This is a genomic window from Gordonia sp. LMA167, from assembly GCF_058130025.1.
Map to the genome: position 1 here is coordinate 264,495 of NZ_CM176708.1, position 26,424 is coordinate 290,918.

At 66.3% G+C, this 26,424-nt stretch carries 25 protein-coding genes and 1 tRNA gene; 13 read left to right on the plus strand and 13 right to left on the minus strand.

All coding sequences use genetic code 11. The annotated features are described in order from the left end of the window. Positions 1 to 9: 9 nt before the first annotated feature. A complete protein-coding gene (gene bagA / locus ACVT6V_RS01165; protein WP_489897991.1) occupies positions 10 to 1,035 on the plus strand; it encodes an ATPase BagA in 1,026 nt (341 codons plus the stop codon). Further along, positions 1,036 to 2,133 carry an ATPase BagB gene (gene bagB / locus ACVT6V_RS01170; RefSeq protein WP_489897992.1) on the plus strand — a complete coding sequence of 366 codons (1,098 nt, stop codon included), beginning with the start codon at positions 1,036 to 1,038 and terminating at the stop codon, positions 2,131 to 2,133. It begins immediately after the preceding gene. 86 nt (positions 2,134 to 2,219) lie between these two features. Here the strand turns inward: bagB and ACVT6V_RS01175 are convergent, their stop codons facing one another. Then, entirely contained in the window at positions 2,220 to 2,534 is a 315-nt protein-coding gene (locus tag ACVT6V_RS01175; protein ID WP_489897993.1) for a WhiB family transcriptional regulator, read from the minus strand. Positions 2,535 to 2,884: 350 nt separating this feature from the next. On the opposite strand from ACVT6V_RS01175, the gene ACVT6V_RS01180 reads away from it, so the two are divergent. The 3 genes from ACVT6V_RS01180 to ACVT6V_RS01190 all read left to right on the plus strand — a co-directional run bounded on the left by ACVT6V_RS01180 (position 2,885) and on the right by ACVT6V_RS01190 (position 7,647). Continuing rightward, positions 2,885 to 5,335, plus strand: coding sequence for a penicillin-binding protein (locus ACVT6V_RS01180; RefSeq protein ID WP_489897994.1), 2,451 nt, complete (start codon positions 2,885 to 2,887; stop codon positions 5,333 to 5,335). Positions 5,336 to 5,412: 77 nt separating this feature from the next. Beyond that, positions 5,413 to 6,390 carry a metallophosphoesterase gene (locus tag ACVT6V_RS01185; protein WP_489897995.1) on the plus strand — a complete coding sequence of 326 codons (978 nt, stop codon included), beginning with the start codon at positions 5,413 to 5,415 and terminating at the stop codon, positions 6,388 to 6,390. A gap of 558 nt (positions 6,391 to 6,948) precedes the next feature. Further along, a complete protein-coding gene (locus ACVT6V_RS01190) occupies positions 6,949 to 7,647 on the plus strand; it encodes a haloacid dehalogenase type II (protein ID WP_489897996.1) in 699 nt (232 codons plus the stop codon). A gap of 1 nt (position 7,648) precedes the next feature. Here the strand turns inward: ACVT6V_RS01190 and ACVT6V_RS01195 are convergent, their stop codons facing one another. Further along, positions 7,649 to 8,074: a nitroreductase family deazaflavin-dependent oxidoreductase gene (locus tag ACVT6V_RS01195; RefSeq protein ID WP_489897997.1), complete on the minus strand. Its 426-nt coding sequence runs from the start codon at positions 8,072 to 8,074 to the stop codon at positions 7,649 to 7,651. 180 nt (positions 8,075 to 8,254) lie between these two features. On the opposite strand from ACVT6V_RS01195, the gene ACVT6V_RS01200 reads away from it, so the two are divergent. Further along, positions 8,255 to 8,656 carry a DUF7144 family membrane protein gene (locus tag ACVT6V_RS01200; protein WP_489897998.1) on the plus strand — a complete coding sequence of 134 codons (402 nt, stop codon included), beginning with the start codon at positions 8,255 to 8,257 and terminating at the stop codon, positions 8,654 to 8,656. 60 nt (positions 8,657 to 8,716) lie between these two features. Here ACVT6V_RS01200 and ACVT6V_RS01205 read toward each other — a convergent pair whose 3' ends face one another. Then, a complete protein-coding gene (locus ACVT6V_RS01205; protein ID WP_489897999.1) occupies positions 8,717 to 9,661 on the minus strand; it encodes an AraC family transcriptional regulator in 945 nt (314 codons plus the stop codon). Between the two features lie 156 nt (positions 9,662 to 9,817). On the opposite strand from ACVT6V_RS01205, the gene ACVT6V_RS01210 reads away from it, so the two are divergent. Both ACVT6V_RS01210 and ACVT6V_RS01215 read left to right on the plus strand, forming a co-directional pair. After that, positions 9,818 to 11,029, plus strand: a complete 1,212-nt coding sequence (locus tag ACVT6V_RS01210) for a cytochrome P450 (protein ID WP_489898000.1) — start codon at positions 9,818 to 9,820, stop codon at positions 11,027 to 11,029. A 2-nt stretch (positions 11,030 to 11,031) separates the two neighbouring features. Then, entirely contained in the window at positions 11,032 to 12,060 is a 1,029-nt protein-coding gene (locus tag ACVT6V_RS01215) for a 2Fe-2S iron-sulfur cluster-binding protein (protein ID WP_489898001.1), read from the plus strand. A gap of 89 nt (positions 12,061 to 12,149) precedes the next feature. Here the strand turns inward: ACVT6V_RS01215 and ACVT6V_RS01220 are convergent. Further along, a tRNA-Pro gene (locus tag ACVT6V_RS01220) sits at positions 12,150 to 12,223 on the minus strand. 272 nt (positions 12,224 to 12,495) lie between these two features. Between ACVT6V_RS01220 and ACVT6V_RS01225 the strand changes: the two genes are divergently transcribed. Both ACVT6V_RS01225 and ACVT6V_RS01230 read left to right on the plus strand, forming a co-directional pair. Further along, entirely contained in the window at positions 12,496 to 12,912 is a 417-nt protein-coding gene (locus ACVT6V_RS01225; RefSeq protein ID WP_489898002.1) for a DUF7144 family membrane protein, read from the plus strand. Between the two features lie 280 nt (positions 12,913 to 13,192). Further along, positions 13,193 to 13,819 carry a lipocalin family protein gene (locus ACVT6V_RS01230; RefSeq protein WP_489898003.1) on the plus strand — a complete coding sequence of 209 codons (627 nt, stop codon included), beginning with the start codon at positions 13,193 to 13,195 and terminating at the stop codon, positions 13,817 to 13,819. Between the two features lie 111 nt (positions 13,820 to 13,930). On the opposite strand, the gene ACVT6V_RS01235 is transcribed toward ACVT6V_RS01230, so the two are convergent. The 4 genes from ACVT6V_RS01235 to ACVT6V_RS01250 all read right to left on the minus strand — a co-directional run bounded on the left by ACVT6V_RS01235 (position 13,931) and on the right by ACVT6V_RS01250 (position 18,428). Then, the gene (locus ACVT6V_RS01235; RefSeq protein WP_489898004.1) at positions 13,931 to 15,289 is read right to left on the minus strand and encodes a dipeptidase; all 1,359 of its coding nucleotides are present in this window, start codon (positions 15,287 to 15,289) and stop codon (positions 13,931 to 13,933) included. A gap of 24 nt (positions 15,290 to 15,313) precedes the next feature. Continuing rightward, positions 15,314 to 16,657, minus strand: a complete 1,344-nt coding sequence (locus ACVT6V_RS01240) for a DUF2252 domain-containing protein (protein WP_489898005.1) — start codon at positions 16,655 to 16,657, stop codon at positions 15,314 to 15,316. Positions 16,658 to 16,666: 9 nt separating this feature from the next. Next, on the minus strand, positions 16,667 to 18,130 hold the full coding sequence (locus ACVT6V_RS01245) for a hypothetical protein (RefSeq protein WP_489898006.1): 1,464 nt from the start codon (positions 18,128 to 18,130) through the stop codon (positions 16,667 to 16,669). Positions 18,131 to 18,245: 115 nt separating this feature from the next. Continuing rightward, positions 18,246 to 18,428 carry a hypothetical protein gene (locus tag ACVT6V_RS01250; RefSeq protein WP_489898007.1) on the minus strand — a complete coding sequence of 61 codons (183 nt, stop codon included), beginning with the start codon at positions 18,426 to 18,428 and terminating at the stop codon, positions 18,246 to 18,248. 82 nt (positions 18,429 to 18,510) lie between these two features. Between ACVT6V_RS01250 and ACVT6V_RS01255 the strand changes: the two genes are divergently transcribed. Next, positions 18,511 to 19,458, plus strand: a complete 948-nt coding sequence (locus ACVT6V_RS01255) for a helix-turn-helix domain-containing protein (protein ID WP_489898008.1) — start codon at positions 18,511 to 18,513, stop codon at positions 19,456 to 19,458. 403 nt (positions 19,459 to 19,861) lie between these two features. Here ACVT6V_RS01255 and ACVT6V_RS01260 read toward each other — a convergent pair whose 3' ends face one another. The 5 genes from ACVT6V_RS01260 to ACVT6V_RS01280 form a co-directional block, all read right to left on the minus strand. Further along, positions 19,862 to 20,314 carry a hypothetical protein gene (locus ACVT6V_RS01260; RefSeq protein ID WP_489898009.1) on the minus strand — a complete coding sequence of 151 codons (453 nt, stop codon included), beginning with the start codon at positions 20,312 to 20,314 and terminating at the stop codon, positions 19,862 to 19,864. Positions 20,315 to 20,445: 131 nt separating this feature from the next. Beyond that, on the minus strand, positions 20,446 to 20,925 hold the full coding sequence (locus tag ACVT6V_RS01265; protein ID WP_489898010.1) for a Dps family protein: 480 nt from the start codon (positions 20,923 to 20,925) through the stop codon (positions 20,446 to 20,448). Between the two features lie 48 nt (positions 20,926 to 20,973). Beyond that, positions 20,974 to 21,405 (minus strand): organic hydroperoxide resistance protein, encoded by a 432-nt coding sequence (locus ACVT6V_RS01270; RefSeq protein ID WP_489898011.1) that lies wholly within the window; start codon positions 21,403 to 21,405, stop codon positions 20,974 to 20,976. Positions 21,406 to 21,525: 120 nt separating this feature from the next. Next, a complete protein-coding gene (locus tag ACVT6V_RS01275; RefSeq protein WP_489898012.1) occupies positions 21,526 to 22,986 on the minus strand; it encodes a catalase in 1,461 nt (486 codons plus the stop codon). 120 nt (positions 22,987 to 23,106) lie between these two features. Continuing rightward, positions 23,107 to 23,547, minus strand: a complete 441-nt coding sequence (locus tag ACVT6V_RS01280) for a Fur family transcriptional regulator (protein WP_489898013.1) — start codon at positions 23,545 to 23,547, stop codon at positions 23,107 to 23,109. Between the two features lie 245 nt (positions 23,548 to 23,792). Between ACVT6V_RS01280 and ACVT6V_RS01285 the strand changes: the two genes are divergently transcribed. Both ACVT6V_RS01285 and ACVT6V_RS01290 read left to right on the plus strand, forming a co-directional pair. Next, positions 23,793 to 24,815, plus strand: coding sequence for an isopenicillin N synthase family dioxygenase (locus ACVT6V_RS01285; RefSeq protein ID WP_489898014.1), 1,023 nt, complete (start codon positions 23,793 to 23,795; stop codon positions 24,813 to 24,815). Further along, positions 24,815 to 26,101, plus strand: coding sequence for an amidohydrolase family protein (locus ACVT6V_RS01290; RefSeq protein WP_489898015.1), 1,287 nt, complete (start codon positions 24,815 to 24,817; stop codon positions 26,099 to 26,101). Before ACVT6V_RS01285 ends, ACVT6V_RS01290 begins: the two co-directional genes overlap by 1 nt. Positions 26,102 to 26,424 lie beyond the last annotated feature (323 nt).

The following is a 26,424-nucleotide window of genomic DNA, read 5'->3' on the forward strand; positions in this document are numbered from 1 at the left end:
GGTGATGCAGTGGTGAACGAGACACCGCCCGTGGACTCCGGGCACGTCAACGAATGGCCCGACTCCGCCGGCCGCGCGCGCCTGCACTTCGTGTCCGGCAAGGGCGGCACCGGCAAGACCACCATCGCCGCGGCGTTGGCCCTGGCGCTGGCCGCCGACGGCAAAAAGGTACTGCTGGTGGAATGCGAAGGCCGGCAAGGGATCGCACAGCTCTTCGACGTCCCGCCACTGCCCCCGACGGACACGCGCATCGCGACGGCATCGGGTGGCGGAGAGGTCTCGGCGCTCGCACTGGACATCGAACACGCACTGCTCGAGTACCTCGACATGTTCTACAACCTGGGGTTCGCCGGGCGGGCCATGAAACGTATCGGGGCGATCGACTTCGTCACCACGGTCGCCCCCGGCCTGCGTGACGTGCTCATCACCGGCAAGATCAAGGAACGGATCATCCACACCGACAAGCAGGGCAAACGGATGTACGACGCCGTCGTCGTCGATGCCCCGCCCACGGGCCGGATCGGCAACTTCCTCGACGTCACCCAGGCGATGGCCGACCTCGCCAAGACCGGCCCCATCCGCAACCAGAGCGAGGGTGTGGTGAAGCTGCTGCACTCCGAGGACACCGTCGTGCACCTGGTGACACTCCTGGAGGCGATGCCGATCCAGGAAACCGTCGAGGCGGTCACCGAACTGCAGGCGAAGAACCTCACTGTCGGGACCCTGATCATCAACCGCGTCAATCCGACTCATCTCCCGCACGGCACCATCGACGAGATCGCCGAAGGACGCATCGACGCGCCGCGGGTCGTCGAACATCTGTCCGCGGCCGGCCTGCACCTCTCCGACGCCGACCTGTCCGGCCTGCTCACCGAGACCATCGAACACGCGACGCGGCTCCAGGCGCAGCAGGTGGCCAAGGCCCAGCTCGACGAGGTGGAGCTGCCGACCCTCGAGCTGCCGACGCTGGGCGACGGCATCGACCTCGGTTCGATCTACGAGCTGGCGAACCTCCTACAGAAGGCAGGTGCGTAGATGCCGCTCGACCTGAAGATGGCGACGGTGCTGACCGACCCGGCCACCCGCGTGGTGATCTGCTGCGGTGCCGGCGGCGTCGGCAAGACCACCACCGCCGCCGCCATGGCCCTGTACGCGGCCGAGCAGGGACGCACCGTCGCGGTGCTCACCATCGACCCGGCCCGACGGCTCGCCCAGTCCCTCGGGATGTCCGAGCTCACCAACGAACCGCAGCCGGTGGACGTGCCGGGCGCGAGCGGCAGCCTCGACGCGATGATGCTCGACATGCGGCGCACCTTCGACGAGATGGTCATCGAGTACTCATCGCCGGAGCGTGCCGCGGCGATCATGGAGAACTCCTTCTATCAGACGATGGCGTCGTCGTTCTCCGGCACGCAGGAGTACATGGCGATGGAGAAGCTCGGCAAACTGATCGAGCGCGACCACTGGGACCTGATCATCGTCGACACCCCGCCGTCCCGGAACGCGTTGGATTTCCTCGACGCCCCGCAGCGGCTCGGATCGTTCCTGTCGGGTCGGCTGATGAAGGTGCTGGTCGGCGGCGGGCGCGGGGTGGGGCGGATGGTGACGGGGGCGATGAGTCTGGCCATGCGCGGTGTCTCCACGATCATCGGCGGCGAGATGCTGCGGGACGTGGCGATGTTCGTCCAGTCCCTCGACTCGATGTTCGGCGGGTTCCAGGACCGCGCACTCAAGACCTACCAATTGCTCAAGCAGCCCGGCACCCAGTTCGCGGTGGTTGCCGCCGCCGAACCGGACGCGCTGCGTGAGGCGGCGTTCTTCGTCGATCGGTTGTCGGAGGAGCGCATGCCGCTCGCCGGGTTGATCCTCAATCGCACCCACCCCAACCTGACGTCGATCTCCGAGTCGTCGGCGAGGGCCGCGTTGGAGACGGTCGAGGACGACCTGACCCGCGGTGTGCTCGAGATCCATGCCGACCGGGCGGCGACCGGTAAGCGGGAGCTGCATCTCCTACAGCGGTTCACCGCCGCGCATCCCGCGGTTCCCATCGTCGGGGTTCCGTCGCTACCGTTCGAGGTCGCCGACATGGTGGCCCTGCGCGCCGTCGCGGAACAGATCACCAGCCGAGGCTGACGCAGCCGGGACCACCGGCCGGACCACGAAAATGGCCGACCCGGTTCGGGTCGGCCATCGGTGTCATCTGTTCATGTGTGCGCGGTTCACACCGCGTCGGCCTGGTGCCGACGTCGCTGGGCCTCGAAGAACTGCGCCCACGAGGTGACCTCCGGATGCTGTCGCAGCAATGCCCGCCGCTGCCGCTCGGTCATGCCTCCCCAGACGCCGAACTCGACCCTGTTGTCGAGGGCATCGGCACCGCATTCGAGCTGCACCGGGCAGTGCCGGCAGATCGTCGCGGCCTTTCGCTGAGCCGCCCCTCGGACGAACAGGTCGTCGGGGTTCGCTCCCCGGCACCGAGCTTGTGAGACCCACATCAATCGAGCATCGTCTCCGGTGGAAACTGCCGCCATCGCCATCCGCCGACCCCTGTCTGTCGTTGCGTCTCGCCGGTTCCGTCTCAACTCTTCGCGGTCCCGACGGTCCTGACCGGAATGCTCCCACCCGACTCCACTCGCGCCGGCCACACGCGTCCGCACCCTCAGTGCGCTTCACATCTGCCATCGAGTGTTAGGTGAGTCACATTCTGCACTCAATCTAAGGATCTGTGCATGACAGCGCAAGCCCTGCAGCAAAGAAAATGGCACCATCGTCCAAACAAGTCACATAACCCCAGCTCATCGCTGTTGTTGTTTGGTTGGCTAACCTCGCGACCTCCCCGAGACGCACGGTCAGACGATGTTTTGACCATCACACGTATCCTGTGCGTGTGCCGAACTCGAAGAAGCTGTGGCCGCTGGCCGGTGCGTGTCTGCTGGCCGGTGTCCTGGTCGCCGGATTGCTCTATCCCGTGGCGAGCGGTCTGGGCGTGGTGTCGAATCGGGCGGCCTCCGCGGTGGAGAACGTCTCGTCCGAATTGCTCAACGGCACTCTGCCCGAGGTCACCACCATGACCGACTCGGCCGGCAATCCCATCGCACTGCTCTTCGACCAGTACCGCTACCAGGTGGGCTACAACGACATCTCGCCGGACATGATCCGCGCGATCATCTCCATCGAGGACCGGCGCTTCCTCGAGCACGACGGCGTCGACTGGAAGGGCACCATCCGTGCGGCACTGAAGAACTCGTCGTCGGGCGAGGTGCAGCAGGGCGCATCGACCCTGGACCAGCAGTACATCAAGAACTATCAGCTCCTGGTCCTGGCACGGACCGAGGCGGATCGTCAGGCCGCGATCGAGACCACGCCGGCGCGCAAGCTGCGTGAGGTCCGGATGGCTCTCACGATGGAGCAGTCCCTGATCGATCAGGCGAAACGGGACAAGGGTCTCGACGACGCGGCCGCCAAGCAGGAGGCCAAGAAGCAGATCGTCACCCGCTACCTGAACGTGGTCCCGTTCGGCAACAACTCCTACGGCATCGAGGCCGCCGCACAGACGTACTTCGGCCGGCACGCCAAAGACCTCAACCTCGAGCAGTCGGCGCTGCTCGCGGGCCTGGTCCAGTCGAGCTCGGCACTCGATCCCTACACCAATCCCGAAGCGGCGATGAACCGGCGGAACACGGTCCTCGACACCATGATCGAGAACTTCCCGGCCCGCCGTGACGAGATCATCGCCGCCAAGGCCAAGCCTCTGGGCGTGTTGCCGCAGCCCGAACTCCCGACGCAGGGCTGTATCGCCGCGCGCAACAACGGCTTCTTCTGCGACTACGCCTTGCAGTTCCTGGCCGAGAACGGGATGTCGAGGGACTCGGTGATGCGCGGCGGATACATCATCCGCACCACCATGGACCCCGACGTCCAGCGGTCGACCATCCGTGCGGTCCAGGCGCAGGCCGATCCGCGGGCGGACGGCGTCGCCGACGTGATGAGCGCCATCCGGCCGGGCACGAAGTCGCACGACATCCTCGCCATGGCGTCCAGCCGTATCTACGGACTCAACCAGAAGGCCGACCAGACGGTGCAGCCCCAGCCGTTCTCGATGGTCGGCGACGGCGCCGGTTCGGTGTTCAAGATCTTCACCACCGCTGCTGCCATGGAGAAGGGACTCGGCGTCGCGTCGAACATCCCGGTTCCCGGGTTCATCGCGGTCGAGGGCATGGGTAACAGCAGTGGGAACGGCTGCCCGGAGAACGCGTATTGCGTCAAGAACGACGGCAAGTACCCCGCGTCGATGTCGGTGACCCAGGCACTCGCGCAGTCGCCCAACACCGCTTTCGTGAAACTGCTGCAGCAGGTGGGTGTGAAACCGGCCGTGGACATGGCCGTCCGGCTCGGGCTGCGGTCCTACACCGTGCCGGGGTCATCGGGCTACGGCGACAAGAGCATGGCCCAGTACGTCAAGGACGGCAACTTCGGTTCGTTCACCCTCGGCCCGCTGCCGATCAACGGCCTGGAGCTGTCGAACGTGGCCGCCACACTGGCCTCCGGCGGCACCTGGTGCCCGCCGAACCCGATCGCCTCGATCAGCCGCATCAAGCGGGATCAGTACGGCAATCCGGTGATGGACCCGAACGGGCAGCCTGCGCTGACCGCGGTCCCGTTCAACGCGCCGGGGTGTGAGCAGGTCGTCGAGAAGGGTCTGGCCAACACACTGGCCAACGCGCTGAGCCAGGACGACAAGGGCGGCGGCACCTCGGCCGGCGCTGCCGGGTCGCAGGGATGGACGTTGCCGGTGTCGGGCAAGACCGGCACCACCGAGGCCCACCGGTCGTCGGCGTTCCTGGGATTCACCAACGACATCGCCGGCTCCGCGTACGTCTACAACGACGGCCCCAACCCGACCGGCATCTGCAGCAGCCCGCTGCGTCAGTGCTACGACGGCAATCTCTACGGCGGTATGGAACCCGCCCGCACGTGGTATCAGGCGATCAAGCCGGTGGCCACCAAGTTCGGGCCGGTGCGACTGCCGCCGACCGATCCCCGCTACATGCGGGGCAGTGACCGCGGGCGCATCCCGAACGTCAGCGGCCTCACCGCGAGCGCGGCGACGTCCCGCCTGCAGGGCGCCGGATTCAAGGTGAACCAGCTCGACGTCGACAGCAATCGACCGCAGGGCACCGTGGTGTTCACCGCACCGTCGGATTCGGCGATGCCCGGCAGCCTGATCACCATCTACGTCAGCAACGGCCGTCGCTCCGACAACGACTCGCCGGGTCCGACGGAGACCACCGTGCAGGTACCCGGGGTGGGACCGGTCGTGATCCAGCTGCCGGGCTGATCGGGCGCGTCCGGCGGATCCCGGCCGTCGGGAAAACCCCGGGGCATCAGGGGCCCAGGTCTGCGTATCCTGGATGAATGCTCCACCTCGACAACGCCCTCACCCGCCGCGCCGCGGCCGCGCCGGTCGTCGGCGGGCTGGCCGGTTTGGCCGCCGCCGGACTGTTCTACTCGACGGTGATCGAACGCAATGCGTTCACGTTGCGACACAACACGCTCGCCGTCCTCGAGCCCGGTGCCGCCCCGCTGCGTGTGCTGCACATCAGTGACCTGCACATGACCCCCCATCAGCGGCTCAAGCAGGCGTGGGTTTCCGAGCTCGAGGCGCTCGAACCAGACATCGTGATCAACACCGGCGACAATCTCGCCCATCCGCAGGCCGTGCCGTCGGTCATCCAGTCGCTCGGGGGGTTGCTGTCACGGCCGGGGCTGTTCGTGTTCGGCTCCAACGACTACTTCGGACCGCGACCGAAGAATCCGTTCCAGTACTTCAACACCGACCACACGCGGACCTTCGGGGATCCGCTGCCCTGGCAGGATCTGCGCGCCGCGTTCACCGAACGCGGCTGGCTCGACGCCACGCACACGGTTCGTGAGCTCGAGGTCGGCGGCGTCCGGGTGGTCGCCGCGGGCGTCGACGACCCGCACATCGAGCGCGACCGCTACGAGACCATTGCCGGGCGGCCCAACCCGCTCGCGCACCTCCGCCTGGGTCTGACCCACTCGCCGGAACCGCGCGTGCTCGACCGTTTCGCCGAGGACGGCTACGACCTGGTGATGGCCGGGCACACCCACGGCGGCCAGCTCTGCCTGCCGTTCATCGGCGCGCTGGTCACCAACTGCGCCATCGACCGCTCCCGGGTCAAGGGTGTGTCCAATTGGGGATCGACGATGAAGCTGCACGTCAGCGCCGGGCTGGGCACCTCGCCGTACGCACCGGCCCGCTTCTGCTGTCGGCCCGAGGCCAGTCTGCTCACCCTGACCCCGGTCTCGCACGGCGACGCCGACGTCGCCGAGGACCACTCGTTGCCGCAGTTGGCGACCGAGATCAGCTGACGACGACGGGTTCGCCGCGCAACGAGCGATGCGTCACCACCGATCCCTGAGCAGCCTCGCGCGCAACGAGCGATGCGTCACCACCCGATCCCTGAGGAGCCTCGCGAGGAACGAGCGATGCGTCACCACCGATCCCTGAGGAGCCTCGCGAGGAACGAGCGATGCGTCACGAAGGGCCCTTCGTGACGCTCGGCTAGCGCCTCACTCCTCAGGGACCGGCGGTAAGACTCGCTCCTCGGCCCCCGATCCCTGCGCAACAAGCGAAGCGTCACCACCGATCCCTGAGGAGCCTCGCGAGGAACGAGCGAAGCGTCACCACCGATCCCTGAGGAGCCTCGCGAGGAACGAGCGATGCGTCACGAAGGGCCCTTCGTGACGGTCCTCCGCTAGCGCTCCGGACCTCCTCAGGGACCGAAGTGGCGACGCATCCTCCGCCAGCGCTCCGGACCTCCTCAGGGACCGACGTGGCGACGCATCCTCCGCCAGCGCTCCGGACCTCCTCAGTGGTGACGGTCCTCCGCAGGGAACCGGTGGTCGACGCCCACTACCATCGACCTCGTGACCGTTTTCGATGATGTCCGCGTGCTCGCCTTCGACACGTTCGGGACGGTCACCGACTGGCTCACCGGCATCTCCGGTTCCGTTCGCGACGTCGGCCTCGATGTCGACGCCGAGGAATTCGCCCGCGAGTGGCGGCGGCGGTACGGCCCCATCCTGGCCCGCGTCGAGTCGGGCGAGCTCCCCTGGCGCCGCCTCGACGACCTGCAGACCGAGACGCTGCACGAGGTGGCCGACACCTTCGGCGTCTCCCTCACCGCCGAACAGGCCGCAATCCTCGTGCATGCCTGGCGGACGATCCCCGGCTGGCCCGACGCCGCGCCCGGTATCCGACAACTCAAGCGGCACTTCATCGTCTGCGCCCTGAGCAACGGCACGGTGGCCCTGCTGACCGACATGGCCAAGCACAACGGGTTCGAATGGGACGTCATCGGCGGTTCCGATCTCTGGCGGCATTACAAACCCGCACGCGAAACCTATTGCGGTCTGGCCGATCTGCTCGAGGTCGAACCCGGTCGGGTGATGATGGTCGCCACTCATCAGTCCGATCTCGACGCGGCCCGATCATTCGGCCTGCGAACGGCTTTCGTCGAACGTCCGACGGAGTGGGGCCCAGAACCGAAGAACGACAACGGCTCTGCGCAGAACGACGTCCACGCGACCGATCTGCTCGATCTGGCCCGGAAACTCGGCTGCTGACTCAGCCCAGCGTCAGTTCGAGGTAGGGCACCTCATCGATCGACAGTCCGGTCGATTCCTCCACCACCCCGGACAATTCGGCGTACGCCCGCGGGTGGTCGGCGCGGTATCTGGCGACGACATCGGCTGTGTCGTCGGCGCCGAGCACCCGTGCCGTCGCCGGACTGCTCGACACCCGGCCGATCGACACCCGACAGTGCGGATCCGCTTGCAGGTTCTTGAACCATTGTGAGCGGGTGCCGAAACCGGACGCGATGATGATCCGGTCCGGCACCGGCCGATCGACGGCCTCGAGGACGACGTAGCGGCGTTCACCGGACTTCCGCCCGGTGTGTTCGAGCATCAGCACGCGGCCACCCAACAAGAAACCGAGCCGTGCGCGGTACAGCAGGATCGGCGCCCGCACGAACCATCGAGTCTGGAGCATTCGCGACGCTAAAGACACTGCGTATCACCACTTTCAGGTGTCGCCATGGTTTCGATTAGATGACATCATTCACTCTAGACCACCGCAGTCACGCGCCACAGTGGATGCTGTTGAGGTCCAACTCTTCACGCGCGGCGGGGACGCGATCGCGGCGGCCCGCTCTCGAAAGAAATGAGCGACATGACCACCCACCACGACGACCACCGCGTACAACAGGGCTTCGCCGCCTTCGGGACGATCGGTGCCGCCGTCCTGCTGCTCACCGGCGGCATCATCGGACTCCTGCAGGGCATCTCGGCGGTCGCCAACGACGACCTCTTCGTCGTTGGCGTGCAGTACGTCTACAAGTTGGACCTGACCGCCTGGGGTTGGATCCACATCATCGTGTCGATCCTGGCGATCATCGTCGCGCTGGGTATGTTCACCGGCGCCGCCTGGGCGCGGGTGTCGGCGATCATCATCGCGTCACTGTCGATCATCCTCAACTTCCTGTGGCTCCCGTACTACCCGTGGTGGTCGGTGCTCGTCATCGCGATCGACCTGGTGATCATCTGGGCGGTCGCCACCTGGAGGGCCGCCTGAGTTCGCACGCCGGATCCATGGCGGCAGTCTGCGCCGCCTACGGATCGGTGCGCCACCGCCTCAGCGGCGCCGCAACGTATGTGCCGGGCTCACGCCGTAGCGTCGACGGTATGCCGCGGCGAATCGGCTGGGATTGCTGAAGCCCCATCGCGCGGCGGTGTCGGCGACGGTGACATCGCCGCGGGTGAGATCGTTGTGCGCGCGGTCGAGGCGGATGTCGGCGAGCGCACGCGTTGGTGTGGTCTCGACGAACTCCGCGAACGTCTCTTGCAGACGACGAACGCTGGTGCCGGCCAGCGCGGCCATGTCGGCCAGCGACCAGGGGCGGGCGGGATCGTCGTTGAACCCGTCGAGCACGCGTTTCACGATCCCGGGCCGCGGCCGGCCGTCGCCGTCCGCCGACTCGGGTGTCGCGGCGAGCAGAAATGCGGTGGCGACGGCACTCGCCAGTTGTGGACCGATCAGTGGATTGGCCAGGAGGTCGACCGGCTCTCGCGCCTGCGCCGACAGCGCCTTGACCAGCGCGAGCCATGAAGCACCCTCGTCGCTTGCCACGTCGAGTTGCTCGGGCAACGCCAGTCGGCGACGAATCGGCGCCAGGTGGATTCGATCGGCTTCCCGTTCGAGATGCTCGGCGTCGAACTTCACGCCGATGACGTGGCAGTCGGCCGTCCAGTTCGTGATCACCGACGGCCGGTCAGCGGTGAAGATCGTGCCCCGCCCTGCCCTCGAGATGATCTCTCCACCGCCGGATCGAGAATGCAGCCGGCCTGACATCGGGATGTTCACTTCGTAGGCACCGGGATAGTCGCAGGCGATCGACACCGCCGCACCCCAATTGAGACGACCGATGGTGACCCCGCCCAGTTCGACGGTCCGCATGCTCAGGTTCACGTCGTCGTGGTCGTCGAGAGCGCGGAGCTCATGCGGGAAGTACACATCGGCGACCGCTCGATGTGCCGTGTCCCAATCTCGTGTTCCCACGAGTTCCGTCGACCTGGTCATGCTTTCTGTGTTCTACCGCATGGACACTCCGTGAAGCGACCCAGCTCACACATTGATCGCGCAATCGGTACCGGCGCCGCGCGATCGGTATCGATCACGATCGCTCGGCGCCCTAGCGTCTGTCGACATCCGCATCAGCCGAGTGAGGAGCGACGCATGACCGCCACGATTTCCTGGATCGACGACATCACCATGACCGAGCTGGAACGCAACCCGTACCCCGTCTACGAACGTCTGCGTGCGGAGGCGCCGCTGGCCTACGTCCCGGTCCTCGGGTCCTACGTCGCCAGCACCGCCGAGATCTGCCGCGAGATCGCCACCAGCGCCGACTTCGAGGCGATCATCACCAAGGCGGGCGGCCGGACCTTCGGACATCCGGCGGTCATCGGGGTCAACGGGCCGATTCACGACGACCTGCGGTCGATGGTCGATCCGGCACTGCAACCGCAGGAGGTGGATCGCTGGATCGACGATCTCGTGCGGCCGATCGCGCGGCGCTATCTCGAGACGTTCGAGGACGACGGCACCGCCGAACTCGTCGCCCAGTACTGCGAACCCGTTTCGGTGCGGGCACTCGGCGATCTCCTCGGCCTGCAGTCGGTGAGTTCGGACCAGCTGCGCGACTGGTTCCACAAGCTCTCGCGTTCGTTCACCAACGCCGGGGTCGACGAGAACGGCGAGTTCACCAACCCCGAGGGGTTCCGCGAAGGAGACGCCGCCAAGGCGGAGATCCGGGCGATCGTCGACCCGTTGATCGACAACTGGATCGACAACCCCGACGACAGTGCGATCAGCCACTGGCTGCACGACGGCATGCCGGACGGGCAGACGCGCGAACGCGACTACATCTATCCGACCTTGTTCGTCTACCTGCTCGGTGCGATGCAGGAACCCGGCCACGCCATGGCATCGACGCTGGTGGGACTGTTCAGCCGACCCGAACAGATGGAGCAGGTCGTCGACGAACCTGCCCTCATCCCGCGCGCCATCTCCGAAGGCATGCGCTGGACCTCGCCGATCTGGTCGGCGACGGCGCGGATCAGCACCACCGATGTCGAGGTCGCCGGTGTCTCCCTGCCCGAGGGCTCGGTGGTGTTGATGTCATACGGCTCGGCGAACCACGATCACACGCTGTACGAGGCGCCCTCCGAGTACGACCTGACCCGTCCTCCCCTGCCGCACCTGGCGTTCGGCGCCGGCAATCACGCGTGCGCGGGAATCTACTTCGCGAACCACGTGTGCCGGATCGGGCTGGAAGAGCTCTTCGACTCGATCCCGAACCTCGAACGCGACACGAGCACCGACGTCGAGTTCTGGGGCTGGGGATTCCGCGGACCGACCTCGCTGCCGGTCACCTGGGAGGTGTGACGATGACACCGTCGTACTCGGTGCAGATCAGCGGCTCCGATCCACGCACCGTCGACTGCTCAGACGGCCAGCGCCTGCTCGACGCCTTCCTCCGCAACGGCGTCTACCTGCCGAACTCGTGCAATCAGGGCACCTGCGGGACCTGCAAGGTCAAGCTGACCTGTGGCACCGTCGATCAACCGGAGGTGCCCGAGACCGTCCTCGGTGCCGACGACCAGGCGGCCGGCTACATCCTCGCCTGCCAGTCGTCTCCGACGTCGGATGCCCAGATCGAGCTTCCCCTCGACACGGCCGCGGGCCCGCGACATCTGCTGCGGGACCTGGTCGGGACCGTCCGGGAGATCCGGCCGCTCGCGACCGACACCGTGCAGATCGAGGTCGGTCTCGACGAGCCATTGGAGTTCTCGGCCGGTCAGTACATGGAGATCGCGATTCCGGGAACCGGGGAGGTCCGGCAGTATTCGATGGCCAACCCGCCACGTCGAGCCGACCGATTGGAGTTCCACGTGCGTCGTGTTCCCGACGGTGTCGCGACCGACCGGTGGATCTTCGACTCCCTGGCCGGCGGCCATCGCATCGACCTGCGCGGACCCTGGGGCGATTTCGTCCACGACGGCGACGACGGTCCGATGATCCTGCTCGGCGGAGGCACCGGATCGGCGCCGTTGAAATCGATTGCACGACACGCGCTCGAACTCGACCCGCACCGCGAGATCCACCTGTATCACGGGGTCCGTCGGCGGTCCGACCTCTACGATGTCGACTTCTGGGAATCACTCGCCGCGCGTCATACCGGCGTGCGCTACATCCCGTGTCTGAGCCGTGAGGACGGGTACGGTCGCCACGGCTATGTGGGTGACGCGCTGCTCGACGACTTCGACAGTCTGCGCGGTTACTCGGCGTACCTCTGCGGACCGCCCGCCATGGTCGACGCCGGCGTGAAGGCCTGCAAGCGCCGTCGGATGCCCGGCCGCAACATCCACCGGGAGAAGTACACCCCCGCGGTCAGCGGCGAGCCCGTCCCCGCCTGAGCGTCCCCGCGTTCCACTCTTCCCCCGGATACGAGGAGGCCCTGACCTGCGATGCAGGTCAGGGCCTCTACTGCTTCTCAACCAAAGCGTCGGGGTGGCGGGATTCGAACCCACGACCTCTTCGTCCCGAACGAAGCGCGCTACCAAGCTGCGCCACACCCCGTGTGTAGCCTGCGATAGCTTACCCCCACGCACACGCCAGGACTAAATCGGCAGCTCAGAGGGCATTCTAGGGCGCTCGTGCGCAGATCACCCACCTGATCACGTTACGGTCAGTGCGCCCAATATTGACCTTTCGTCCACGTCTGGCAATTAGAGTTCTCGGTACGCTCGTCCCGCTTCACAACCGTTCAGTATCGAAGTCGCTGTACCGAAGTCGCTGTACCGAACCTTCTGTATCGAAAGCTTGTCGAATCGCGTCGAAAGGACACAGTCATGAGCACACCCAACAGGGATGCCGATTACGGAGCGAAGGAAGGTTTCGCCTTCGGCATCTCGATCGTCGCGGCGGCATTGTTGTTCGTCGCCGGGTTGGTGGCGGTGTTCCAGGGCATCTCCGCGCTGGCCAAGGATGATCTCCTCGTCGTCGGCCCGCAGTACATCTACCAGTTCAACCTCACGTCCTGGGGCTGGATCCACCTGATCATCGGCATCCTGGCCATCATCGTGTCCGGCGGCCTCGCGGTCGGCCAGGATTGGGCCCGTATCTCGGCGATCATCATCGCCTCGATCTCGATCATCGCCCAGTTCCTCTGGCTGCCCTACTACCCGCTGTGGGCGATCCTGATCATCGCGCTCGATCTCGTCGTGATCTGGGCGGTCGCGACCTGGAAGCCGTCCGAAGTGGCCTGACCGCGACGCCCTCTGACCGCGACGCCCTCTGACCGTCTCGCCGAGCCCACGTCCGCCGATCCCTGAGGAGCCTCCGAGCCTGCGAGGATGCGTCACGAAGGGCCCTTCGAGACGCTCGCGGGCTCGCTCCTCAGGGCGGCGCCTCGCTACGCTCCTCAGAGACCAGGTGTGGTCACGTCGATGCCAGGGACCCCGACACCCCCTGACCCGACGACCCATCCGCATCTCGGGCGGTTCCGAATCTCTGGTACAAACCAGCACACGAACGGAGCCGCCCGAGATGCGACTGACCCGCACGATCCGACCCCTGTTCACCCTCCTCGCGACGATCCTGCTCGCGATGGCAGCCCTCGTCGCCACGGCCGGCCCCTCGTCGGCCGCGCCGCTGCAACCCATCCCGAAGCTCGACACCGAGCGCTATCTCGGCTCGTGGTGGCAGCTGGCGGCGATTCCCGCGTTCTTCAATCTGAACTGCGCCAAGGACACCAAGGCCACCTACACAACGATCGACGCGACAACCATCGGCGTGGAGAACACCTGCACCACCTTCACCGGGCAGACGAACCGGGTCAAGGGGCAAGCAAAGGTCGTCGACCCGGTCACCAAGGCCCAACTGTCGGTGAGCTTCCCGCAGGTTCCGGTCAGCATCGACCCCGGCAATGCACCCAACTACATCGTCACCTGGGTCGCCGACGGCGCGACCCCGACCGACCCCTACCGGTTCGCCCTGGTCGGCGACCCGACCCGGCTGTCCGGTTACCTGCTGTCCCGCGACAAAGTCGTCTCGACGGCCACTCTGCGGATGCTGCGCGGTCAGATCGAGAAGGCCGGATTCAACTCCTGCACCTTCCTGGTGACTCCCACGACGGGTGGCCGCACCGACTACTCGCCACTCTGCACGGTCTGACCAGCTAGTTCGTCCCCCGGGTTTTCGATCGTCCGCCCAAAGTGTCTGGGGGACGTGCGAACACCCGGGGGGAGAACTCGGCCGGGGACGGATGTCAGCGAGGTACGAACATCAGCGCCGGGCAGCCTGGCGGGCGTACTCGCGCAGGAACGTCGCCTCGACGATCGCCATGTTCTCGATCTCGCTCGGATCGACGCTCTCGTTGGGCGCGTGGATGAGGCAGGACGGCTCCTCGACGCCGAGCAACATGATCTCGGCGTCCGGATAGGTCTCGGCGAACACGTTGCACAGCGGGATCGAGCCACCCTGGCCCATCAACAGGACATCGGTGCCGTAGGTCCGCTCCATCGCGTCGACCATCGTGTCGTAGCCGGGCCCCGACGTCGTGCCGGTGAACGGCGCACCGTCGGCCTCCCGCTCGAACGACACCTTCACGTGCCACGGCGCCACGGCGGCGAGGTGCTCGATCAGCGCGTCCTGGGCGTGCTTGGCGTCCATGCCGGGCGGGACACGCAGGTTGACCCGGGCCCGGGCTCTGGGCTGAATGGCCGCCGACGAACCGACGACCGGAGGGCAGTCGATGCCGAGAACCGTGGCGGCCGGACGCGCCCACACCATGTCCGCGATCGTGCCCGACCCGATCACATCGACCCCGTCGAGCAGGCTCGCGTCCTTACGGAACGCGTCGATCGGGTAGTCGACTCCCGGCCAGGTGGCCGAGGCGTCGAGGCCGGTGACCGTGGTGTTGCCGTGCGCGTCGCGTAGCGAGGCCAGCATCGCGATGAGCGCCGCCAGCGCGTCCGGCGCGGCACCGCCAAACATGCCGGAATGCATTGCCGATGAGAGAGATTCGACGGTGACGACGATGTTGGCGATTCCCCGCAGACTCGCGGTCAGGCTGGGGCGCCCCACCGAGAAGTTGCCCGAGTCGCAGACCAGGATGGCGTCGGCGCGCAGGAGATCGGGATTCTTCGGGACGAAGTCCTCCATGCCTCCGGTCCCCTGCTCCTCCGACCCCTCGCCGACGATCTTGATGTTGACGGGGATGTCGCCGCCGAGAGCACGCAGTGCGGCGAGGTGCACGGCGATGTTGCCCTTGCAGTCGGCGGCGCCGCGACCGTACCACCGGCCGTTGCGCTCGGTGAGTTCCCACACCGGCGATTCCCATTCGTCGTCGCCGAGCGGTGGCTGGACGTCGTGGTGGAAGTACAGCAGGACGGTGGGTGCGTCCTCGGGGCCGGCCAGACTCCCGGTCACCGCCTTGCTGCCGTCGGCGGTCACATGCGAGGCGACATCGTCGAATCCCAGCGACCCGAAGGTCTCCTGCAACCAGTCGACCATGCGGTCGCAGTCCTCGGGCGGTGTACCGGTCGGGTCGTACACGGAGCGGAACGCCACCATCTCGGCGAGCTCCGACTGCGCTTGGGGCATCAGTCCTCGCACCCGTTCGCGTAGCTGGTCGTCGGTCATGAAACTCCCTCCGCCTGAATCCGATCAGGCCAGTTCGTGAACCTTCAGCTGCCCATCCTCGATCGCCGCCAACATACCCGCATGGTCGCCCTCGTTCAGCTCGGCGTAGGCCACCGAGAACTCCGCGATCGCCTTGGAGAAACCCTTGCCTGCGGAGAGGTAGTCGGCGATGGCGAACCGGCTCGAGGTCCGGGCGTGCGCCTGGGCGAGCGCCCGACCACACAGGCGCGCATAGAGTTTCATCTCATTGGCGTTCAACGCCTCGATGACCACCGACCCTTTGCCGTCACGAAGCTGACGTGCGTAGAGATCACGACGTTCGCCGTTCTCGTCGAGCCCCGATGTCCACCCGAGGAACAGGTCGCTGGCCGCCTGCAGCAGCCGTTGGCCTTCGACGACCCGTTGCCCCTGGTTCGGGAACACGCTCGCCGGTACATACTCCTCGAGCACCGAACGTTGCGCTTCCTTGAGCTGGAGGAACAGCGGGTCACCGGAGTGCTTGCCGCGCATCAGCACGATCCACGCCCGCATCCCGACACTGCCGACCCCGACCACCTTGCGCGCGACATCGACGACCTCGAACTGGTCGAACAGCGCGCGGATGTAATCCGGCAACATCTCGCGGTACTCGGTGATCCTCTGGGTGATGCGATCCTGGATCTCGTCCGCGCGATTGTCCGGGAAGAGTTCATGCAGCGGCACCAGCAGCGGCGGATCGCTGCGAATGCTGATGTTGCCATCGGAGTCGGTCACGCAGAGCTTGCTCACGGCCTGTGCACTGTTGCGGTGATGGGCCTTCTTCAGGCCTTTGCGGGCGCGCTCGGTGGCCGAGGTGTCGAGCACTGATCCTGCGACCTGGAGCATCTCGTCGGCGTCGATGCGTGAATACCAGCAGTCCATCGTGCTCTGCTGGACACTCGTCGCCATCCATTTCCGATAGGACTTCGCGACTTCACGAGCGTGGTCCCAGGTGGCCTTCGCATCGAAACCGTTGCCCCGGCCGGCCACGACGATGCTGGCCGCCAGGCGCTTCACGTCCCATTCGAACGGTCCCGGACTGGTCTCGTCGAAGTCGTTGATGTCGAAGATCATTCGACGTTCCGGCGTGTTGAAGACGCCGAAGTTGCTCAGATGCGCGTCACCGCACAGCTGTGTCATGACGTCCGAACTCGGTGTCGCGGCCAGATCCGCCGCCATCACCGCGGCCGCACCACGGTAGAAGGTGAACGGCGTGGCTGCCATGCGCGCGTTGCGGACCGGCACCAGTTCGGGCACCCGCGACACCGCCTGCGCCATCAGGATCGACACGGGATCCTTGCGGGCCGACTTGTCCGGACACATCGCCAGCTCGCTGAATGTCGCCGACATCGGTGCCTCCTATTGGTACGAGACGAACCAGGGTGTCGGTCGTACCTGCATGGTGCGGGCCGGCGGGAACGTCGGATGGTCTTCGGTGTAGAAATTCTTCCACCCCAGCCACACATTCGGAGGCAGATCGGTGATCAAACGCCGCCAGGTGCCCATTTTGGTCGGCGGATCACCGTGGCCATCGGCGTGGATCACCGTCTGCAGTTCGGGCCGCGACGTCACGATACGTCCGCGGTCTTCCAACATGCCGCTGTCGAACTCGTGCAGGACCAGCAGTTTCTGCGGCAGGCCGCGCGCCCGGACCAGCCCGGCCAACCAGTCCGACGTCCGGTTCACCTCGTCGGCCGACACCGATCCGATCTGGGTCAAATGCACCTGATTCGGCTTGAGCCGCCACTCCGCGTCGAGCGCGAGACCGACGTTGGGTTCGGCGAGCAGATCCGCATACCGCTTCGCCTGGGTCAGGAAGTCGGTGCGGCCGGGCTGCAGGTCGAGCGTCACGTAGATGCCTGCGGCGCGCGCGGCGCGGACCCAGGGCCGCAGCTGGGCCGGGTCGATCATGCTGGAATACGAGTTGTCGGGGCCCGGTTCGGACGAGGCCACCGTGGCGATGATCTCGAAGGCCGGTACCACCGGTGCCGCGCTGTACGGCTGGTATTGCGCGGCCATCGTCCGCACCCGACGAATCGATGCGCCGAGATCCTGGGCGCCGAGCGGGCCGAGCGACGGAGCTCCGGGCGACCCGTACAGAGCCACCAGGCGACGTCCGGGAAACACCACCTGCCCGCCGCCGGGGAGCTCGGCCTCGGTCCGCGCGGCATGGACGCGATCAGAGAACTCACGGCTGTCGCCGAACCCCGCACCGAAGGCGCGGACGCCCGCGTCGGGATGCTCACGCAGCGCACGCACCGACTCGCCGGTGGAGCGGGGATCGGCCACGGGAACGCGGACGACGCGAGCACCCGCCGCCTGCGCGGTGGCCTCGGCATCGGGTCCGGCGTCGGCGGCGAGGTAGGCCAGCGTGGCATCCCGCGTCGCGACGCGCCTTCCCGACAACTCGTGCAGGTCGGTGGACATCGGCGCCGCCGTCACGGCGCCGACCTGGGTGGGGTCACCGGCGACGACGACCTTCTTCGTCCCGAGCCGACGCAACTCGCCGGCGACCGCGGCACGACTGGAGTCGGTGACGGCGAAGACGGGTACCTGATGGGCGTCGGCGACCTGCCGGATGGGCGTCCAGTCCGCCGCGCCGACCGACGGGGCGACCACGATCGCCTCGTCGGACCGCTCGAAAAGTGCTCGGCTGACCGAGACCCCGTCCGCCGGCGCCGGGTCGGCGATCACCCCGGTCGAGTTCTGCGGGAGTGACACGGAGTCAACCGGATCCGAGGTCGTGAACATCGTCGATGCGATGGTGAACGCGGCGATCAGAACGACAGCGAACGCCACCGCCCATCCGCGGAAACGCGACATCCGGATCGATTACCCCCTGCAGTGACCGTCGAGAACTTCTGGCGCTCCCTGGGCGCCGATGCCCCAACGTAACAGGCAATCCGCATGGCGCAACGTCACCGCCGATCCGGGGAGGTCACGCGCAGTCGCGCCGCCGGAATTGCAGCGCGAACAGTTCCTCGGAGACGCGGTCCGAGTCCGGACCGAAACCGAACGGCACCCGCGAGATATGTGCGGTCTGCCGGTCGGACCGGTAGACGATCAGCGCCGCCGGAGCGATGACGACGATGAGGATGGTGAGCAGCAGGATGGTGTTCATGACTGAAATTATGTTCCCGACAAAATCCGGCCAACAGTGGCTCGAATGACAATGTTCGCAAATTTTCTGCCATACTGGGTGAGTGCTCAGAAAAGTGGCCGCACTCCTCTATGAACCTGTGGCCTTGTTCGAATTCGGCGTGGTCAACGAGGTGTTCGGCCTCGACCGGACCGACGATGGTGTGCCGCCGTTCGAGTTCCTCATCGGGTCCCCCGATCCCGGAGTTCCCCTGAACATCGGCCACGGAGCATTCGTCGTCCCGCCACACTCGCTGTCCGACTGTGTCGACGCAGATCTGGTCGCGATCCCCGGCGGCAGCACCGAGCCGAACTTTCCCCCGGAAGTCCTCGACACGCTGCGCGCCGTCGTCGACAACGGTGGCCGGGTGCTCACCGTCTGCTCGGGGGCGTTCGCCGCGGCGGCCGCCGGATTGCTCGACGGTCGCCGCTGCACCACCCATTGGCGGTACGGCAAGAAGCTGGCGCAGATGTATCCCGAGGCGATCGTGAACACCGACGTCTTGTTCGTCGACGACGGCCCGATCACCACCAGCGCGGGAACCGCGGCAGGAATCGACGCGTGCCTCCACCTCGTGCGCGAGGAGTACGGACCCGAGGTGGCCAATCGGATCGCTCGGCGCATGGTGGTCCCGCCGCACCGCGACGGCGGCCAGCGGCAGTTCGTCGAGGCACCGGTGCCCGCGTGTGAGTCCGACGGTTTCGCCGCCATGCTCGAATGGATCGTCGAACACCTCGATCAGGACATCTCCGTCGATGACCTGGCCGAACGGATGCACATGTCGACGCGGACGTTCGCGCGCCGGTTCGTCGACGAGGTCGGGGTCTCCCCGCACAAGTGGCTCACCGAGCAGCGTGTGCTGCATGCCCGCCGGCTGCTGGAGTCCACCGCACTCCCCGTCGACGACGTGGCCGGACAGGTGGGCTTCGCCTCGTCGACCCTCTTGCGCCATCACTTCAACGCGGCCGTCGGAGTCACCCCGACCGTGTACCGGCGCCGCTTCGCGCGCTGAGTCAGCAGTCGCTCAGCAGGAGCAGCCGGTCCTCACCCGATCCCTGAGGAGCCTCCGAGCATCCCATCACGGTCCCTGAGGAGCCTCCGAGCCTGCGAGGATGCGTCACGAAGGGCCCCCGAGGAGCCTCCGAGCATCCCACCCGATCCCTGAGGAGCCTCCGAGCATCCCATCACGATCCCTGAGGAGCCTCCGAGCCTGCGAGGATGCGTCACGAAGGGCCCTTCGTGACGCATCGCTCGTTCCTCGCAAGGCTCCTCAGGGACCGCGTGGGATCGCATCGCTCGTCCCTCGCAAGGCTCCTCAGGGACCGCGTGGGATCGCATCGCTCGTCCCTCGCGAGGCACCTCAGGGACCGCGTGGGAATGCTCGCGAACTCGGCGGGCGCGCTGGCGACGAAGGCTCAGCTGTCGGCGTAGGACTCGGCGAAGGACACGCGCGGGGTGGTCGCGGTGTGGAACAGCGCCAGACCGGTGAATGTCAGCGTCGCTGCGCCGAAGACCACCGACACGACGATCGCCGCGATGTACACGACGGTGTGGAGCAGCCCGTCGCCCGACGACGTCGCGAGCGCGGCAGTGACTGCGAGGACCGTTCCGAGTAGCGCCCACACGGCACTCCGGACGCGTGGTCCCACCACCGATGCGTAGAACAGCCGCTGATAGATCGCGAGCTCGAACTCGTCGACGGACGCGAGCCGGACGTCGTCTGTGCCGGCGAGTTCGCGCAGTTCACGGGCCAGTGCCACATCCCGCTGCAAGGTCGACGTCTCGCGCTCGCGGTATCGCACGAAGGCGATGACACCGATGGCCGCCGCGAGTAGCCCCAGACCGACAACTGCTCCCCAACTGTCCACGCTGACACGCTACATGCGGCCCGGAGCCCCGAGTGCGCCCGGTCACACCGAAATCACGACAAGTCGCCCGGACACGACGACGCCGACACGACCGGGGCGATCGGTCGTGTCGGCGTCGGGGCCAAGATGCGTCAGACGGTCTGGGCCTGCCACATCCAGTGCAGCTGCTCGAGTTTCGAGGCGAACCCGATGAGTAGATCCTGTGTCACCGGATCGGTCTTCTCGGTTGTCTCGATCCGCTCGCGTAGACCGGCGATGACCGCCTGAAGATTGTCGATCACCGCCGCGACGACGTCGGCGTCCTTGGTCCAGCCTTCGCCGAATCCCTTGGTGTTCGCGGTCTTGGCGACGGTCTCGGCGCGCCCGTCAGGGCTGACGCCGATGGCGGTCGCCCGCTCGGCCGCGGCGTCGGTGAACTCTCGGCTGACCGAGACCAATTCATCGAGCTCCAGGTGCACAGAGCGGAACTGACGTCCCACCACGTTCCAATGCGCCTGCTTGGCGATCAGCGTGAGGTCGATCAGGTCGACCAGGGTGTCCTGCAGGGCACGGCCGGTGGTGGCCTGCTGCTCTTCGGTCAGGGTGCTGGTGATCGGGGTGTTCGTGGCCATTGTTCAACCACTCCTTTCGAATGTGGGCTGTGTGCTGAGGTGGCGGGGTCAGACCCGCACCGTGATGTTGTGCGCGATGTTCCCCTTGGTGGCCTTGGAATACGGGCAGAATGCGTGCGCGTTCTCGGCCAGTTCCTTGGCCTTGGCCTCGTCGACGCCGGGGATGTAGGAATCGATGGTGGCCACGAGGCCGAAGCCGCCGTCGGACTCGTCTTTGCCGATCCCGATGGTGACGGTGACCGTCGACTCCTCGGGGACAGGCGAACCGGACTGCTTCGCCGTCGCGCGCAGCGCTCCGAGGAAACAGGCCGCGTAGCCGGCCGAGAACAGTTCCTCCGGGTTGCTGCCCTCTCCGCTGCCGCCCATCTCCTTCGGCGGACGCAGATCGAGATCGATTCGTCCCGACTGCGAGACCACTTCTCCGTCGCGGCCGCCGCCGTTCGCGGTGGAGGCGATGGTGTAAACGGGTTCGATTGCCATGGAAAGCTCCTCGTGTCGTGATGCGTTGACGTGCTGGATTCTTCGCTTCTCACTGAACGAACTACATTGATTCTGAACGGTTTCCGTCGTCAGATGATTCCCGGACCGGACTCGAGGAGATCAATCTCCCGATCCCTGGCGGACGCCCTCTTCCACCTTCTTACCGAGGTCGGCATCGACATTGCGCCAGTAGTCGAAGACCCGTGACAGCACCGGTTCGGTGACACCGTCCAGTACGTGCCCGACGATATTGTCCACCAATCGTTCTCGTGCCGCGTCGTCGAGAACCTCGCGGACCATCGTGCCCGCCTGCGCCCAATCGCTGTCCTCGGCGTGCTCGATGTATCCGGCACGTACCGCCTCGTCGCCGAAGGTCCACAGACCCTCGTCACCAGCCGCTGCCGGGTCGGCATGCGGGCCACCGAATGAATTGGGCGCGTAGACCGGCACCTCCGGAGCCGAGAAGTCGTAGGCCATCGCACCTTCCTTGGAGTAGGTGTTGACCTGCGCCGCCTTCGCCGAATTGACAGGCAGCTGTGCGTAATTGGTGCCGATGCGGTAGCGGTGGGCGTCGGCGTAGCTGTACACCCGACCCAGCAACATCTTGTCGGGCGAGAAGCCGATACCCGGCACGACATTCGACGGCTCGAAGGACGAGAGCTCGATCTCGGAGAAGAAGTTCTGCGGGTTACGGTTCAGCGTCCACTTGCCGACCTCGATCAGCGGATAATCCTGCTGCGACCACACCTTGGTGAGGTCGAATGGGTTGAATCGGTAGCCCTCTGCCTCATCGACCGGCATGATCTGGACCTTGAGTGTCCAGCTCGGGAAGTCGCCGCGCTCGATGGCCTCGTAGAGATCCTTACGATGATGGTCGGGATCACTTCCGGCGAGTTCGTCGGCCTCCTGCTGGGTGAGGAACTCGATACCCTGATCGGTCTTGAAGTGGTACTTGACCCAGAAGCGCTCGCCGGCCTCGTTCACCCACTGGTAGGTGTGCGAACCGAATCCGTCCATGTGCCGCCAGGTCTTCGGGATGCCGCGGTCACCCATGAGCCAGGTCACCTGGTGCGCCGACTCGGGACGCAATGTCCAGAAATCCCACTGCATGTTGTGATCCCGCAGACCCGACCCCGGGAGCCGCTTCTGCGACCGGATGAAATCGGGAAACTTGATGGGGTCCTTGATGAAGAAGATCGGCGTGTTGTTGCCGACGAGGTCGTAGTTGCCGTCCTCGGTGTAGAACTTCATCGCGAAGCCGCGCGGATCCCGCCAGGTGTCGGGGCTGCCCTGCTCGCCGGCCACCGTCGAGAACCGCACCAGCGACTCGGTCTTCTTGCCCGGCTGCAGGAACTTGGCCTTGGTGTATCGCGAGACGTCCCCGGTGATGACGAGCTCACCAAAAGCACCGCCGCCCTTGGCATGAACCACACGTTCGGGAACCCGCTCGCGATTGAACTGGGACAGCTTCTCGATCAGGTAGTGGTCGTGCAGCAGGATCGGACCCTGCGCACCTGCGGTCAACGATTCGTTGTCGCTGGCGACGGGAATCCCGGTGTTCGTGGTGGTACGAGGCGTCATGGGCGATTTCCTCTCATCTCGATGAGCTACGGTCGTGGCATCGGTCGACGCCAGGCCCTGCTCACATCTCACAAAACATGAATCACGCTGTCGGCGTGGCACTTCTACCGACTCCGGCAGTCAATCGTCGTCGGCGGGGTGTGCGGATCGGCATGCCGGACACAATCCCCAGAAGGTGACCTCGGCCTCGTCGATGCGGTAGCCGTGATCATCGTCGGGGACCAGGCACGGCGCCTGTCCGACGACACAGTCGATGTCGACGATCTCGCCACACCCCTGACAGATCAGGTGGTGATGGTTGTCCGCCGTCCGGGTCTCGTAACGAACCGGTGAGCCGGCCGGCTCGATACGGCGGAGCAGACCACGATCGGCGCAGGTCCTGAGCACGTCGTACACGGTCTGCGTCGACACACCGCCGAGTTGCTCCCGCACACCGGCGGCGACGAAATCTGCCGTCGAGTGCGGGTGCGCGTCCAAGATCTCCAGCGCCGCGAGCCGAGGAGCGGTGACCCGCATACCTGCCTCGCGAAGCCGGCGACTGAACTGCTGGCGATCCGACATGACTCCACTGTAGCAGTTTTCTGGAGTAAGTCCAGAAAACGGAACCACTCCAGAAAATCAGGCCAGGCTCGCCTTGCTCGCCGCTTGAGTCGCGCACCACGGGTCGGTCGCCTATCATCGAGCGCACGAGGTCGTATGTAGCAACAGGCAGGCAAGAGTCCCGTTGTTCGCGTCCGCGGTGCCTCTCTCTCAGGTGTCGCGTCGAAAAGCGCATGCGAACTCATTTTCGAACGAGAGAGTCACCCATGCCTGACACCACCGTCGCCGACACCGCTGCGCGCACCGACGCCCCCTACGAGATGGCCGAACTCAACCGCGAGGCCTCGATGGGCGCCATCGGCACCGAGACCACCGACCGCGAGGTACGTCGCATCAGTCTCGCCGACTTCGATACGCGGCGTGACCAGATCGCCGACGAACTATGGTCCGCGGCAACCGATATCGGCTTCTTCCAGGTCGTCGACCATGGCATCGATCTCGACGAGGTCAACCGTGCCTTCGAGATGTCGGCGAAGTTCTTCGCCCTCCCCCGCGAGGTCAAGGCGCAGTTCCCGCTCAAGAAGGGGCAGAACGCCGGCTGGGAGCACACCTCGCAGGTCCGACCCTCCGTGGGAACACCCGACCAGAAAGAGTCCTATCAGCTGACGCTGCCGCGGATGGATGGACTCTGGCCCTCCGACGCCGAACTCGACGGCTTCAAGACGACGATCCTGGAGTTCGAACGCAAGTGCTGGCAGCTGGCCATGGACCTCCTCGGATGCTTCGCCACCAAACTCGGTTTCGACCGCGAGTTCTTCACTCGGGCACACGATCCCAGCGTCGACACATACCAGAGCACTCTGCGGCTGCTGCACTACTACGCGTTCCCCGAGGAGCTGCTCGACGAGAACAGCGCCTGGCGGGCGGGCGCCCACACCGACTTCGATGCGCTCACCCTGCTGTTCCAGCGGACGGGCCAGGCCGGCCTGCAGGTACTGCCCGGCGCCGAGGCACAGGGCCAGGCCTGGACGCCGGTCGAACCCTCCGACGAGGCCATCACCTGCAACATCGGCGACATGCTGATGCGCTGGTCGGACGATCGTCTGCCGTCGAACTTCCACCGGGTGCGGGCGCCGCGGCGGGGCGAGTACACCGGACCGCGCTATTCGATCGCGTTCTTCGCACAGGCGAACACCGACGCGCTCATCAAGAGCGCCGCGGGCAAGTACCCGCCGATCACCGGGGGCGACTACATCGCCCAGCGCATCGCGGCGAATTTCGCAAAGTGATGAGCACCTTCAGCGACGTGACCGTGTACACCGGCGGCCGGTGGCTGGCCCATCAGGACGTCCGGATCGACAACGGAGTCGTCGCATCGATCACCGACGCGGCGGCACCCGGCGACGGAAACGGCCACCTCATCCCCGGGTTCGTCAACACCCACACGCACCTGCAGCAGTCACTGATGCGGGGCATCGCCGAATGCACCCCGCTGCTCGAATGGCTGCTGGCCGTGGGCGAGGAGACCGTGGCGATCACCCCGGAGCGGGCCTACCTCGCCGCGACCGCGGCATCGTTGGAGGCGCTGCGATCGGGCACCACCACCGTCGTCGAGCACATGTGGCCGCATCCGTCCGACGAGATCCACGGCGCGGTCATCCAGGCGCTGCGCGACACCGGCATTCGCGCCGTGCTCGGGCGGGGCGTCGCCGACCGCGCCGACGCCACCCGTAAGTGGGGGTTCGAGCCGCGCCTGATGCAGCCGCTCGACGAGGTCCTTGATCACGTCGACCATCTGCGCAATCAGGTGGCGGGCTCACCGATTTCGGTCGCCCTGGCCGTGCCCAACCCGCGGTCGGTCACCGAGGCCGGCATGGTCACCGTGCGGGAGTTCGCACAGGCGCGTGACCTGCCGGTGTCGATTCACCTGCTGGAGACCCCGACCGACGACACGATGTGTCTCGCGAATGCCGGCATGGGCGCCGTCGACTATCTCGACAGCAACGGATTCCTCTGGGATCGCGTCCTGGCCGTCCACTGTGTCGAACTCGACGATGTGGGGCAGCGGATTCTGGCCGAGCGCGGTGTCGCCGTCTCGCACAATCCGCTGTCGAACATGCGTCTCGGCAGTGGGATCGCTCCGGTGCCCGCGATGCTCGAACGCGGGATGATGGTGGGCCTCGGCGTCGACGGCGCCGCCAGCAACGACACCCAGGACATGCTCGAGACGTTCCGGATCGCCGCCTACGTGCAGCGGGCGGTGCACAAGCGTGCCGATTTGTTGGGGTTCGGCGAGATGCTCGACATCGCCTGCGGCGGAGCCAATGCCGCGCTCGGTCTACCGGAAATTGTCGGCGGTGTCAGCGTCGGCGCTCCGGCCGACCTGACGCTGATCCGGTTCGACCGCGACTTCGCCACCCTGCCGGTCCGCGACCCGGGCGCCTCGATCCTGACCACAGGTTCGCGTTCGATCGTCGACACGGTGATGGTCGACGGCGAGATCGTCGTCGCCGATGGGCGCAGTACGCGGATCGACGAGGCGGAGTTCGCCAAGGAGTTGCTCGCGCTGGGGTGAGGTCGGCGCTCGGCGCCAACCGCTGATCGAGTAGGCGCCAAGCTTGCGAGGCACCCCGCCCAACCGCTGATCGAGTAGGCGCCGAGCCCCCCAACCGCTGATCGAGTAGGCGCCGAGCTTGCGAGGCACCGTATCGAGATCCCCCCGCCACCCGGTCTCGATACACCCTCGCCTAGCGGCTCGGGCTACTCGACCAACGAGTGATTGAGTAGCCGCGCGAGCCCGCGAGCCGACCCCGTCCGCTGATTGAGTAGCCGCGCGAGCCCACCCAACCGCTGATCGAGTAGGCGCCGAGCTTGCGAGGCACCGTATCGAGATCCCCC